An 11,769-nucleotide genomic window follows, 5' to 3' on the forward strand; every position below is an offset into this window, starting at 1 on the left:
GTTTTTTAAAAGGCAAGAAATCAAATTTAAAGAATCCTATTAATCATCCATTTGAGATTCACTCCACTTTTTAGAAAATTCAATAAGGCAATACACACACATCTATCACTTGATACATATTGTAACATTTTGTGATTCAAAATGTATCAAATCTACATTAATTTTACACCCTTTTACTTAATTTTTTTCCAAAAAATACCACATCATTGTTTAAGGTCACTGAAAAAGGCCTTGATTTTCTACTGACATAGAGAATCGAGGCCTATTGGCGAGAACGGGATTCCTCCTACACGCTTGCTGGCATCGTAGAGCTTGACGACGCTTTTTTCGGAGCGCCCACGGAAGGCGGGAAACGTGGACGCGGCACCGAACAAACTCCCGTGCTCGTGGCATTATCGCTGGACAAAAAGGGATGCCCGAAGTATGTTTAACGATTCATTTTCATTTTCTTGCTGCAATGTTTCCTCCAAACGTGCGATTCGTAACGATTTTTCCTCGTAGTGCTCATGTAAACCTCGTTCAGCGAAATCCGCAGAGCGTGGCGGAAAGATCCAATTTTTCAAGAAAAGATGAGGAATCGCCTCCCTCACTCGGCTTTCACTAGAGCGAAAATATCCGCTGCTGGCAGAGGCCGTGTACTAACTGAAGAACATAAACGTAAGGTTGGTCGACCAGGTGTGCTACATCAGTGTATGGAAAAAAACACAGCGCAGAAAGTTTGCAGAAAATGTCAATGTCTAAAAAGGGTTCTATTATTACTGAGCACACTAAAGCTTTGTTATCACGTATCATGTCCGGACGTAAACTCTCCCCTCAAACTAGACAAAAGATATCTATAATAACAACCAATCAATGGAAAGATCCAGATCAACGCCGGCGAAAGTTGAAAGGTCTAGAAAAAGCAGCTTGGAAGGGTTCCAAACTTGAGCATAAAGTGGCGTCCATTCTGGAGGAGTTATTCATCCCGTACGAGCGGCATAGAGGGCTCAGTTTTTGCATTCCAGACTTTTATTTACCCGCCAATCAAGGATTTATTGAAGTTGACGGAGCTTATTGGCATAGGACAGAAAAACAAATCAGAAAAGACTTACGCAACACTAAATGGATTCAAGGAATGGGATTTGCAATCTTACGGATTCCAGAGATTGAAGTAAATGAAGGATGGGCCCGTCAATCAATATTGAATTTTATAAATAAGTAATTCATTAATGAAAGAAGGGCAGAGCAAGCAAACGCCAACCTGGATCAGTCCTCTTCATCCGGATCAACAAAACGAACTGTCCAAACATTCTCGCATTCCCATGGACTAGGATTCATTGTATTAAAGGTAACCATGCAATTTGGCTGCGCGTTTATTTTATCAATAATTGCTTGTACTTTTTTTCCCAGTTCGAGTTTATCGGCCGCACAACGGTTACCACGTCCAAAGGGACAACTAGAATCATAGGGGCATCTTCCTTTCTCCTGAAGCTTTGCCCCGATAGCGTTAATCATTTGTTTCATTGGTTTTACCCTCCTTAGACTTTTGCATCAAGCTCCATATACTACCAACTTAGATGCTGCAAGCGATTGGCAATACGCTCGACCACTTCTTCATCTTGGATCTCCTGATTAATGATGAACGTGATCTGCTGAACAACGGCCTGCACCTCTTCCACCTTCAACACGAATTTCTCGCCATGTTCAATTTTGTTCAGTCGTTCAATATCACGGGCTACCTTTTCCGACAAATCGGCCAGAAACCGCATATCTGATTCGGCCATGCCTTCCCCAACGTGATCCAATCGGTCGAGGATCATGGCTTGCTTAAAAGCAATTTGTTGACGTAGGTTTGTGAGCTCCGGGTCATCCACTAAAGTTTGAACCGTATCCGCCAATGTGTGCTTTGTGTATTTGCTGTACAACCCGTGCTTAATCGGGGACGCGCCTCCATGTAGTTTGCACTTTCCTATGCCGATATGCTTTGTACCCCATCCCGCAGGACGATTACATAAGGTTTCGCTTCTTGTTTTAGCTCCGCATTTTGTCATAGAGTATCCCCTCTTATTTTGGTTCATGGGCTTTCACTTGCGCGAGCAACGCTGGTACAGGAGTTGTTAAATCAAAACTTTGATACAAATACCCCTTTTCACTTTGTCGATGTTAGATAAATACCGTGCTTCTCGCCCTCGTCCACCCCAGAGGACGTAAGCAACAAGCATGAAAAAAAGGCCGTATTCTTTACCAACTTGTAGCAGCCAATCCATCCCGCCACCATCCTTGTGAAAATAATAAAAAGGGCCAGCCGCACCCTAAATGGATGTAGCTGGCCCTCAAGAGGCTCGTTGTATTCATTTTACCACAGTACGAATTACTATTTGGCAGCTTCTTTCAGTTTTTTTTAGTTGATTGTAGTTTCGGTCGATTTGCCTCCTGGCTTGGCTGAATTTCGCCGAAAATATCCCCAGTCCTTTCTTAGAAGCTGAGCCACAGAGCTAATAAAATGACCGACGAGCCTTGGCTTTTGCTTCGTCCTTATTAAAAGTGTGGATTCGTCACGTTCTAAGTTGAACAATCCCTTATATTGGCCTATCTACAGAGTAGGATGAAACGCCCTTTATTTCGTTAAAATTCTCTAATCCTGCATCTAAGATACATTGTTCTAGATTTTCTAATACATGGTCCATAACTGTGTACTGATTATTGGATATAAATGGTGAAAAGTTGTTGGAAGGTGAGCTGTTTAACACAAACGGCTGGCCGATTGAAAAAATTTAAAAAAATAATCCAGCGCGAGCTGGACTCAAGAAGGGTGTATTGAAAATGAATGTTATCATCAAATTTCGTGTTGGCTCTGGTAATGCTTCCGCTGGGATCCTTCAACTATGGGTGGAACAGCGAGAAAAGTTGAGCAATTTTGATGCTTACGGACTTGATGCTGAGTACATGGATTTCGTAATACGTTACGGAGTAAAGACGATAGAACTTTACGTTCATGACTCAGGGGGAGTTTATTCCATTGATGTTGATACCTTTAAGAAGTTCGCAGAGGTAAGATCAATTGGGAACGAACCTAGGTATTGCTGTCCGCTCAGTCATTGGGAGATAGTACTATTGCCAAACAAAGGAGTAGGCGACAATGATCCCTTCCATCCTTAATAACACTTTGTACCCAACCCAGGAAACGATTGAGGCGGTTTTTCCCTCTCCCATCAAGTGGCGAGGGAGGAAGGGAGAGCTAGCTGTCCTTTCCATGATGATGAACATCCTAGCTTCTCCGTGAATCGGGAAACCGGTTTATGGATTTGTCACGCTGGTTGTGGCAAAGGGGACTTCAGGGCTCTAGTATTAAAGCTAGGAGCCCAGCAGCCTCGAGCTTTCTTCAATGACATAAAGTCATCGCCCAAGTCTATTCCTGCAATAAAGTCGCAGGAGCACGATTTTGAATATGTGTACCGTGATGAAAACAACCATCCTGTTTTTTTATTTGGTAAGGATGTATCCGTGACAGGGAAACATTTTCAAACTTACCACTATGCAGACTAAGTGATGGAGGTCAATCTCAACTCCATCGCCAAGACTACTCCAACCATTAAAAGAGGTGAGCACAATGATTAATAGTTACCCTTTCATTATTTACTCTGGCATTCTTGATCCAAAGCATTACCAGAATCTTGGACCGGCAATATGGTTTTTTCTTTGGTGCGTTAGTTCAACCACCAAGGAAGTCAAAAAGGATGGGGTTATTTGGGGTATTGTTCTTGGGAATAAGCCAATGAATCTTGTCGAACTATCTGCCCCTTTTGGAGTGAGTAGCGAAACTGTAAGGAGATGGATTGGGACGCTAAAGCAGCATGATTACATAAAAGTGACACGGGCCCCTTATGGATTAATCATCCATGTGAAAAATTCAAAAAAATTTTCGAAGAGAACAGGCAATTTTGTTGACACCGTTGAAGGAGATTCAACAGATCTGTGTAGTCTCCCCAACAAAAGTGTTGGATCTAATAAAGATATTACAAAGATAATTACTGCTACTGCTTATACCGATCCAGCTCACCCAGAATTCATTGGTATGCATGATACTAACCGATCAGTGAAGCTGGTTGAAAATGCTTATTGTGAATTACATAATAAACCCAGTTTCAATTTAACACCAACTGATACCGAATGTATGTATTCGATGCTTAACAAAGAAATACCGGTTCCCTTCATCATCGATAATATGCGTAGAATTTACGCAGTTCGTAACAAGAAAACAAAAGTTAACAGTTTTTCTTACTATGAGCAGCCAATCTATGATGCTTGGGAAAATGAGTTGTTCAAAAGCATGCCCCTAGGAGCTATGGAACCGAGTAAAGGTGAATTATTAACTGAAGGGCCTAAACGTCGAGCCGGTAAAACCCAACATCCGCAAAGTCGCTATCAACTTACTAATGCTTTCCTACAAAAAGCTTGGGAGGATGAACAACAACGTGAACAAAGAACAATTGATCAAGCTATTCTTGATGATGAATAGTGCGTACCCAAATTTTGTGGCGGATGAGATAAAGTTAGCGATGTGGGCTGAATTTATGGGTGACTATCCATTTGAGCAGGCACAGATTAACTTGATTAATCATATTCAAAACAGCCCTTTTATTCCTACCGTAGCTGATATCACTAAAGCTTCAAGGGATCCAAATCAATATACCGACCACCTGCAACTGAGAGAAGAAACATCAGTCCGCTTAAAGGAAATCGGCGATTGGCAAAAAAAAGCATTGCCTCCAGGAAGTTCTCGCTATGCTTAGAGAAGTGTAATATTGGGGCTGAACAAGCTGTACTGGGCGCAATCCTATTTGATGATGAAAACCTTGGAATTTGCCTAAAGGTTCTAAAAAACAGCGAATATTTTTACCAAGTTGTCCATCAAAAGATATATTCAGCATTTTTAGAAATGTATTGTTTAAATGAACCAATAGATCTAGTCACAGCGACATACTTCCTTGAAAATAAAAATCAGCTCGATGATGTTGGCGGTGTAAAATACCTTTCAGATCTTTTGGAATCCCTTCCAACTGCTGCAAATATAGCTTACTACGTAAACATCGTGAATGATAAATATCTATTCCGAAGGGCTAATAGCACGTTAGAAAATCAAATCAAGCAAGGCTTCGAAGCCAACGATCCAAGAGCTTATATTGCTGATATCCAAGAAGCCGCAAATTCCCTTGCTGACGAGATGCATACACACCTTGGATTCAAGAGGGTTGGGGAAATTCTTAACGATCATGAAGAAATTATATACCAACGCCAGCAACAAAAAGGGATGACCGGAGCAAGTACATGCAGTATGGACCTGAATAAGCTGACTGGTGGTAGGCAAAAAAAAGATTTAATCATTGTCGCGGCACGTCCTTCGGTTGGAAAAACTGCTTTTGTCCTTAATGAATGCTTATGTGCAACAAAAACAGATAGTGTTGATGCGGCACTTTTTATTAGTTTGGAGATGCACGATATAAGCCTCTCTGAAAGACTGATATGTATGGAAGGTCATATTGATGCTTCTAAGCTTCGTTCAGGAATGCTGGGCGATTTAGATTGGGAACGTTATACTGCCGCCCGAAGTGCTATAGAGCATTTACCTATATTCATTCATGATTCTCCTGGTATTACCGTTCAAGAGATCGATGTGAGGGTAAAAGAATTCAAAAAGAATTTTGGGCCCAATATCATTGTTTATATAGATTTTCTTCAGATGATCGATGGAGGAAAAAAATTCCCAAATCGGGAAACGGAAATTGCTTTCATTAGCCGCTCCCTAAAGCAAATTGCTAGGAAATATGATTGCCCTGTTGTTGCCATAAGCTCCTTAGGCAGAGGTTGTGAGCACCGACAAGATAAACGCCCAATGCTTTCTGACCTTCGTGTGCGTATTCCGGCTGATCCGGACGGCGATTCCGGAAGTATCCGGACACTAAACCGGAAACATCCGGACACTAAACCGGAAACATCCGGACACTTTGTCGAGTGATTTGATCTTACGATAATGCAGTATTGTTTTCAATAGATTTTATTGTTTTTTCGGCCATCACTTCCCGCATGGATTTCTTTGAATCCAACGATAAGACATATGAGTTGTGGATAATTCGGTCCATTATGGCGTCAGCTGTCGTTGGATCCGGGAATAATTCATACCATTTCGAGTGGGCCATCTGCCCTGCGATCAATGTGGATGCTTTGTTATACCGACTCTCCGTTATTTCCAGGATGTCACGACTTTCTTCTAAGGTGTATGCCTTAAGGCCGATGTCATCCAGGATCAGCAACTTCACACCTTGCAGTTGCTTCATAAATGCTGTGTACCGGTGTTCGATTTTAGCCGCTTGGATTTCAATAAGGAGTTCAGGGATTCTGTAGTATTTGACGGTATACCCTTTTCGGCAAGCGTTATTTCCGAACGCACATGCAAGGTAAGATTTGCCGCTTCCTGTTTTCCCGGTGATCACAATGTTCAGTTTCTGCTCCATAAAAGCACAAGTGGCCAGAGTTTGTATGGTCTTTTTATCGATGGTCCGATCGGCGGCATAATCGATATCCTCCAGGCATGCATTCAACCCTAGAGAAGCACTGTATAATTGCCTTTTAATTCTGGCGTTCTTTCTCGATAGCCATTCTTTTTCCACCATGATGCCGAGTCGTTCTTCAAAGGAGAGTTCTCTCCAAGAGGCGTCAGATTCGTCCAGCATTTGAGCCATAACCTTGAGTTTCATATCTTTTAACTTTTCAATGGTGGGGTTATTAAGCACGGAAACCACCCCCTGTGTAAGCACTGCTTCCCCGTACATTGTCATGTTGGATGATTTTTTCATCGCTGATGGTTGTAACTCGTACCGTCAATTGTTTGAGGATCATACTGAAATATTTAAAAGAGCAGGTATTCTTATCCAATGCATCCCGGCTGGCACGTTCCATAATTTCGGCAGAATAGCTTTTGCCGAACCGCATAATTCCCATACAAGCCCTATAGGTCTGCATGGGATATTCCCGGCTCTCCAACAATTGTTTGATCAGCTCACGTGTATGGGGTCCTGTTTTCTCTGCCCATGACAGGAAACGCTCTGAGCTCCATCCGGATACCGCTTTGTGTTCCTCAGGCATATGTTCCGGTAGCGTTGTATACCTTTTTGATGCGTTATAATTTCTTGGGTAGGCAGCGATCCTTTCATTGCCGACATAGACTTCTACCACTCTGGTAGTCGCTCGTACGGAACAGGATTGGTTGACATAAGCGTAATGAACACTGTAAAAGAAACGGTCATATTCAATATGGTAATTGAACTGAATCTTGCCTTCTCGCCAGTCGGAATATTCGTACTTTGTGGCAGGCAGGGGCTGTAAGCAGGGTTTATCTATCTGTTCAAAGGCCGTCAATCGATTGCCTTGCATCTTCTGAAAGGGCCGAAGGATCAACTTTACTAATTCTTCCGACAGGGCTTGATTGATCTCATAGAGGCTGAAAAACTGCGTGTTTCTCAGGGCAGCGATGATTCTTCTTGACACGATGCCTACCATATTCTCATCTGCCGCCTTATCCTTCGGTCTACCTGCCCTTGCAGGAACAAGGGTTGTTCTGTAATGTCGGGCCATTTCGTTGTAGCTCTTGTTTAGGACAGGGTCGACCAGATCGGATTTAATCACAGCCGTCTTGGTGTTGTCGGGAATCGTTACTTTCGGAACGCCACCGAAATATTCAAAGGTCCGCACATGTGCATCGATCCAATTTGGCGTTTTCTGGTCTCCATACGCATAAACAAAAGGATAAGCACTTGCCGGTAGAACGGCCACAAAGAGGTAGGCCTTCTTTATTTCTCCTGTGCTTGGATCGACGTAGGACATAGTGTCTCCTGCCCAGTCGACCTCGACTTCCTCGCCAGCTTTGTGTTCTTTGTGCATGGAAATCTTATTGTGTTTTTTAAAGTTCCTGTAGCGTTCACAGAATTGGCTATACATGATCCCGGCGGGATTCTTTTTCTTGTACTCTTCCCATAGCAACATTAGCGTGACGTTTTTTTTCTTCATTTCGTTAAATACGTAATCCATATCTGGTTCGAGGGGGAGTGTCTTGCTTTCTACGGGGGGATACAAAGCGGACATCAGTTGCTTATCTGTAAGCTCGATTGGCCATGTAAGTCCTGCTTTTTCAGCCCGGGCTAACGTTTCGGAAACCGAGGACTTTCCGCAATTGCAGGCTTGTCCTATTTCTCTCAGGGAAAGGCCAATCTCATGTTTTAATCTTAAAATCTCTCTTGCCTTTAACATTTCCATCCTCCTCATCGATTGGCCTCCTTAATCTGTCTGATTAAAGAGTACCTGTTATTTTCATAACTCGACAAGGTGTCCGGATCATTCCGGAATGAGTGTCCGGATGTTACCGGAACGCTGTCCGGATGTTACCGGAATGCTGTCCGGATGTTACCGGAACGCTGTCCGGATGTTACCGGAATGCTGTCCGGATGTTACCGGAATGCTGTCCGGATGTTGCCGGAATGGGTGTCCGGATGTCACCGGAATACGCACTTCGTGAATCTGGACAAATCGAATCAGATGCTGATGAAGTAGATTTTTTGTACCGTGATGATTACTACAATCCTGACAGCCAGAAAAAGAACATAATTGAAGTTATCATTGCAAAGGGTAGAAATACAGGGACTGGACTGGTGGAAATGGCTTACATGAAATCATTCAGTAAGTTCATGGATTTGAATTGATAGTGGTAACTGCATTGAAAAATACCTTATTTTTGTGCTGTAGGTAAGAGTAACCATTAATTATTTTGGAGGTGAACAAACAATGATAAATACAAACCAAGGGCAAATTATCAAACGCAACATGCTGACATTCACTGAAGCCTGGGAAGATGTTTTTGAAAAGTCTATCTCTAAAGATAAGCTATATGCTGAAGTTCGTTCAGGACGAATCCCTCATACGAAAATTGGATCGAAGATTATCTTCCGCCGCGACACTTTAGAAGCTTGGTTTCAGCAACAGGAGAATGTGAACCATCGCGTCGAGTAACAATTTATGAGGAAGGTCCGCAGGTAGATTCACTTGCGGGCCTTTACTTTAACTGGCTATGCGTGCATACTTCCATTTTCTTGTTAGCGACAATCCGGTAAGCACATAATAAAATATACGTGGTTCCCTCCCCTCTCAAGCCTTCTTGGAAAGGTTGGGAATCATTAAAAATAGAATGGAGGATAAGCAATGGCAAGTGTACAAAAACGTGGAGATAAATCCTGGTTGCTGGTCGTTGAAGCTGGTATGGGATCTGATGGACAACGCATCAAACGAACAAAAACGATAAAGGCTGATGGGATCAGGGAAGCCCGTAAGAAGCTCGCTGAATTCGAAACTGAAGTCGAGGCAGGGGAATACATTGCCCCGAATAAGATGACATTCGCGGCGTTCGTAGAAGATTGGCGCATTAAATATGCCGAGCAGGCGGACGGGCTATCTGCACTCACTTTAAAGAATTACAATTCACTGCTAAAGAACCGAATTATCCCTGTATTTGGACATTTACAAATAGGGGAAATCAAAACCATGCATATCGTCAATTTTATCAATGATTTGAAATCGCCAGGTAGCAGGAAATCTGGTCAAGGAGAGTCCATATCACTTGGTACGGTCCTTTACATCTATAAGGTGCTTAAAAATGTGCTGTCATATGCTGTTAAATGGCAGCTCATATCTAAGAACCCAATGGACGGAGTCAAGAAGCCGAAGGTTGAGCAAGAGAAAATGCAATACTTTGACGGCGATGAAGCACCTTTGGTGATTGAGGCATTGTTTAAAGAGCCCACGATATGGCGTCTGTTCTGTTTAGGTTCATTACTAGGTGGATTTCGACGCGGTGAATTACTCGGCTTAGAATGGCCGTATGTCAATTATGAAGAGCATTCAATCAGTATTCAGCAGAGCATATCCCTTACCGAAGACGGAGAAGCCATTGTTAAGTCTCCTAAAACGGAATCTTCACAGCGTATCGTCGATATGCCTGAGTGGTATATGCGTGAGCTGAAAGATTTTCACCATCAGTCAAAAATCAACAGGTTAAAGCTTGGGGATGCTTGGCAAGGCGGTGAGAGGTCTTTTGTATTTCAAAGCGGGTACGGAAAGCCCTATTACTACAACACTCCCTCTTTATGGTGGCGAAAATTTCTTCGACGGCACAAACTCAAACCTGTTCGGCTCCATGATCTTAGGCATAGTGCAGCTTCGCTCTTAATCGAAGATGGCGTCGATTTAAAGACAATACAGGAGCGACTTGGCCACAAAAAATATCAAACGACTGCCGACATCTATGCACATATTTCAAAGAAGGTTAAAAAGGAATCGGCTTCTAAGCTGGATAAATTTGATCCTTCTAAAATAATTCGTCAACAAACCGTCAACAATGGTGATTATTGAGCAATGAAACAAGGCAATAAACGAAGTGACAGACAACAAAAAAAACCTTATGTATCAAGGCTTTCAATGTTTGTGATGTGGTTAAGCGGGTGATGGGAATCGAACCCACGCTATCAGCTTGGAAGGCTGAAGTTCTACCATTGAACTACACCCGCGTATAAAAAAATGGTCGGGACGACACGATTTGAACATGCGACCCCCTGCTCCCAAAGCAGGTGCTCTACCAAGCTGAGCTACGTCCCGTTGCATGATGAACTTGAATTGAAATGGCGCGCCCTGAGAGATTCGAACTCCCGGCCTTTTGATTCGTAGTCAAACGCTCTATCCAGCTGAGCTAAGGGCGCAAAAACCATTTTTCTGAAGCAGAAACCTCTGCTTCTGGAAAATAAATGGAGCGGAAGACGGGGTTCGAACCCGCGACCCTCGCCTTGGCAAGGCGATGCTCTACCACTGAGCCACTTCCGCAACCGATGCGCGTAGAGGGACTTGAACCCCCACGGTTGCCCGCTAGATCCTAAGTCTAGTGCGTCTGCCAATTCCGCCATACGCGCGCAGTGTAAATATGGTGAGGCATGTAGGATTCGAACCTACGACACCCTGATTAAAAGTCAGGTGCTCTACCGGCTGAGCTAATGCCTCAAATAAATGGCTGGGGATCAAGGATTCGAACCTTGGGATGACGGAGTCAAAGTCCGTTGCCTTACCGCTTGGCTAATCCCCAATGTGGATCAATGCCGTCGAGAGGACTTGAACCCCCAACCTACTGATTACAAGTCAGTTGCTCTACCAGTTGAGCTACAACGGCTTATCGTGCTGATTCGTGCACCTCACGGAATGATTGAGGTATGGAGGCTGACGGGATCGAACCGCCGACCCTCTGCTTGTAAGGCAGATGCTCTCCCAGCTGAGCTAAGCCTCCATAAAATTGGTGACCCGTAGGGGACTCGAACCCCTGTTACCTCCGTGAAAGGGAGGTGTCTTAACCACTTGACCAACGGGCCAAACTAAGTAAATAGATGGAGCTTCCAACCGGAATCGAACCGGTGACCTCATCCTTACCATGGATGCACTCTACCTACTGAGCTATGGAAGCATGGCTCCCCGAACAGGACTCGAACCTGTGACAACTCGATTAACAGTCGAGTGCTCTACCAACTGAGCTATCAGGGAATGCTGCTTGGCAACGTTCTACTCTTCCAGAACCCTGCGGTTCAAGTACCATCGACGCTGGAGGGCTTAACGGTCGTGTTCGAGATGGGAACGTGTGGTTCCCCTCCGCCATCGTCACCAAACATTGAAGCTGCGCTTCTGCTTAGCATGTGCTTTAGCAAAATT

12 protein-coding genes, 12 tRNA genes, 1 rRNA gene and 2 pseudogenes are annotated in these 11,769 nt (G+C 43.6%); 10 read left to right on the forward strand and 17 right to left on the reverse strand.

From position 1 onward, the window contains the following. Positions 1-272: 272 nt before the first annotated feature. Both BLV33_RS30125 and BLV33_RS15625 read left to right on the forward strand, forming a co-directional pair. Positions 273-401, forward strand: a pseudogene (locus BLV33_RS30125) (IS1595 family transposase); the annotation flags it as partial. Positions 402-688: 287 nt separating this feature from the next. Further along, on the forward strand, positions 689-1,201 hold the full coding sequence (locus BLV33_RS15625) for an NUMOD3 domain-containing DNA-binding protein (protein ID WP_090793555.1): 513 nt from the start codon (positions 689-691) through the stop codon (positions 1,199-1,201). Between the two features lie 44 nt (positions 1,202-1,245). Here the strand turns inward: BLV33_RS15625 and BLV33_RS15630 are convergent, their stop codons facing one another. Both BLV33_RS15630 and BLV33_RS15635 read right to left on the reverse strand, forming a co-directional pair. Beyond that, positions 1,246-1,503, reverse strand: a complete 258-nt coding sequence (locus BLV33_RS15630; RefSeq protein WP_090793557.1) for a hypothetical protein — start codon at positions 1,501-1,503, stop codon at positions 1,246-1,248. A gap of 41 nt (positions 1,504-1,544) precedes the next feature. After that, positions 1,545-2,030: a hypothetical protein gene (locus BLV33_RS15635; RefSeq protein WP_090793560.1), complete on the reverse strand. Its 486-nt coding sequence runs from the start codon at positions 2,028-2,030 to the stop codon at positions 1,545-1,547. 772 nt (positions 2,031-2,802) lie between these two features. Here BLV33_RS15635 and BLV33_RS15640 point away from each other — a divergent pair. From BLV33_RS15640 to BLV33_RS15660, 5 genes are all read left to right on the forward strand, one after another. Continuing rightward, on the forward strand, positions 2,803-3,138 hold the full coding sequence (locus BLV33_RS15640) for a hypothetical protein (protein WP_090793565.1): 336 nt from the start codon (positions 2,803-2,805) through the stop codon (positions 3,136-3,138). Between the two features lie 57 nt (positions 3,139-3,195). After that, positions 3,196-3,525, forward strand: coding sequence for a CHC2 zinc finger domain-containing protein (locus BLV33_RS30830; protein WP_090793569.1), 330 nt, complete (start codon positions 3,196-3,198; stop codon positions 3,523-3,525). Between the two features lie 64 nt (positions 3,526-3,589). Then, positions 3,590-4,498, forward strand: a complete 909-nt coding sequence (locus BLV33_RS15650; protein WP_090793573.1) for a hypothetical protein — start codon at positions 3,590-3,592, stop codon at positions 4,496-4,498. Beyond that, positions 4,455-4,772: a replicative helicase loader/inhibitor gene (locus BLV33_RS15655; protein ID WP_171909176.1), complete on the forward strand. Its 318-nt coding sequence runs from the start codon at positions 4,455-4,457 to the stop codon at positions 4,770-4,772. Before BLV33_RS15650 ends, BLV33_RS15655 begins: the two co-directional genes overlap by 44 nt. Beyond that, complete coding sequence (locus BLV33_RS15660; protein WP_090793582.1) at positions 4,727-5,995, forward strand: replicative DNA helicase; 1,269 nt, start codon at positions 4,727-4,729, stop codon at positions 5,993-5,995. Before BLV33_RS15655 ends, BLV33_RS15660 begins: the two co-directional genes overlap by 46 nt. A gap of 7 nt (positions 5,996-6,002) precedes the next feature. Here the strand turns inward: BLV33_RS15660 and istB are convergent, their stop codons facing one another. Next, the gene (gene istB / locus BLV33_RS15665) at positions 6,003-6,770 is read right to left on the reverse strand and encodes an IS21-like element helper ATPase IstB (protein ID WP_171909116.1); all 768 of its coding nucleotides are present in this window, start codon (positions 6,768-6,770) and stop codon (positions 6,003-6,005) included. Next, positions 6,763-8,298 (reverse strand): IS21 family transposase, encoded by a 1,536-nt coding sequence (gene istA / locus BLV33_RS15670; RefSeq protein ID WP_090791154.1) that lies wholly within the window; start codon positions 8,296-8,298, stop codon positions 6,763-6,765. The genes istB and istA overlap by 8 nt, the downstream gene beginning before the upstream one ends. Before the next feature lie 242 nt (positions 8,299-8,540). On the opposite strand from istA, the pseudogene BLV33_RS30130 reads away from it, so the two are divergent. The 3 genes and pseudogenes from BLV33_RS30130 to BLV33_RS15685 form a co-directional block, all read left to right on the forward strand. After that, a pseudogene (locus BLV33_RS30130) lies at positions 8,541-8,732 on the forward strand (DnaB-like helicase C-terminal domain-containing protein); the annotation flags it as partial. A gap of 82 nt (positions 8,733-8,814) precedes the next feature. Beyond that, the gene (locus BLV33_RS15680; RefSeq protein WP_090793591.1) at positions 8,815-9,039 is read left to right on the forward strand and encodes a helix-turn-helix domain-containing protein; all 225 of its coding nucleotides are present in this window, start codon (positions 8,815-8,817) and stop codon (positions 9,037-9,039) included. A 189-nt stretch (positions 9,040-9,228) separates the two neighbouring features. Further along, positions 9,229-10,434 (forward strand): tyrosine-type recombinase/integrase, encoded by a 1,206-nt coding sequence (locus tag BLV33_RS15685; RefSeq protein WP_090793594.1) that lies wholly within the window; start codon positions 9,229-9,231, stop codon positions 10,432-10,434. 84 nt (positions 10,435-10,518) lie between these two features. Here BLV33_RS15685 and BLV33_RS15690 read toward each other — a convergent pair. The 13 genes from BLV33_RS15690 to rrf all read right to left on the reverse strand — a co-directional run bounded on the left by BLV33_RS15690 (position 10,519) and on the right by rrf (position 11,726). Further along, positions 10,519-10,589: transfer RNA gene (locus BLV33_RS15690), tRNA-Gly, on the reverse strand. Between the two features lie 11 nt (positions 10,590-10,600). Beyond that, a tRNA-Pro gene (locus tag BLV33_RS15695) sits at positions 10,601-10,677 on the reverse strand. 24 nt (positions 10,678-10,701) lie between these two features. Then, positions 10,702-10,778 (reverse strand) — tRNA-Arg (locus BLV33_RS15700). A 46-nt stretch (positions 10,779-10,824) separates the two neighbouring features. Further along, positions 10,825-10,899, reverse strand: a tRNA-Gly gene (locus tag BLV33_RS15705). Positions 10,900-10,905: 6 nt separating this feature from the next. After that, positions 10,906-10,985 (reverse strand) — tRNA-Leu (locus BLV33_RS15710). Positions 10,986-10,997: 12 nt separating this feature from the next. After that, a tRNA-Lys gene (locus tag BLV33_RS15715) sits at positions 10,998-11,073 on the reverse strand. Positions 11,074-11,080: 7 nt separating this feature from the next. Beyond that, positions 11,081-11,155, reverse strand: a tRNA-Gln gene (locus BLV33_RS15720). 11 nt (positions 11,156-11,166) lie between these two features. Continuing rightward, positions 11,167-11,239 (reverse strand) — tRNA-Thr (locus BLV33_RS15725). A 41-nt stretch (positions 11,240-11,280) separates the two neighbouring features. Continuing rightward, positions 11,281-11,353, reverse strand: a tRNA-Val gene (locus tag BLV33_RS15730). A gap of 7 nt (positions 11,354-11,360) precedes the next feature. Beyond that, positions 11,361-11,435 (reverse strand) — tRNA-Glu (locus BLV33_RS15735). A 16-nt stretch (positions 11,436-11,451) separates the two neighbouring features. Further along, positions 11,452-11,527 (reverse strand) — tRNA-Thr (locus BLV33_RS15740). A gap of 1 nt (position 11,528) precedes the next feature. Next, positions 11,529-11,604 (reverse strand) — tRNA-Asn (locus BLV33_RS15745). A gap of 5 nt (positions 11,605-11,609) precedes the next feature. Next, positions 11,610-11,726: ribosomal RNA gene (rrf, locus tag BLV33_RS15750) — 5S ribosomal RNA — on the reverse strand. Between the last annotated feature and the right edge of the window lie 43 nt (positions 11,727-11,769).

This window comes from Paenibacillus sp. GP183, from assembly GCF_900104695.1.
In the GTDB taxonomy this organism is placed as follows: domain Bacteria; phylum Bacillota; class Bacilli; order Paenibacillales; family NBRC-103111; genus Paenibacillus_AI.

Excerpts from the sequence above, each read along its gene's own strand:
- BLV33_RS15630 (WP_090793557.1), bottom strand. The coding sequence starts at position 1,503 with ATGAAACAAATGATTAACGCTATCGGGGCAAAGCTTCAGGAGAAAGGA.
- BLV33_RS15635 (WP_090793560.1), bottom strand. The coding sequence starts at position 2,030 with ATGACAAAATGCGGAGCTAAAACAAGAAGCGAAACCTTATGTAATCGT.
- BLV33_RS15640 (WP_090793565.1), top strand. The coding sequence starts at position 2,803 with ATGAATGTTATCATCAAATTTCGTGTTGGCTCTGGTAATGCTTCCGCT.
- BLV33_RS15650 (WP_090793573.1), top strand. The coding sequence starts at position 3,590 with ATGATTAATAGTTACCCTTTCATTATTTACTCTGGCATTCTTGATCCA.
- istA (WP_090791154.1), bottom strand. The coding sequence starts at position 8,298 with ATGAGGAGGATGGAAATGTTAAAGGCAAGAGAGATTTTAAGATTAAAA.
- BLV33_RS15680 (WP_090793591.1), top strand. The coding sequence starts at position 8,815 with ATGATAAATACAAACCAAGGGCAAATTATCAAACGCAACATGCTGACA.
- BLV33_RS15685 (WP_090793594.1), top strand. The coding sequence starts at position 9,229 with ATGGCAAGTGTACAAAAACGTGGAGATAAATCCTGGTTGCTGGTCGTT.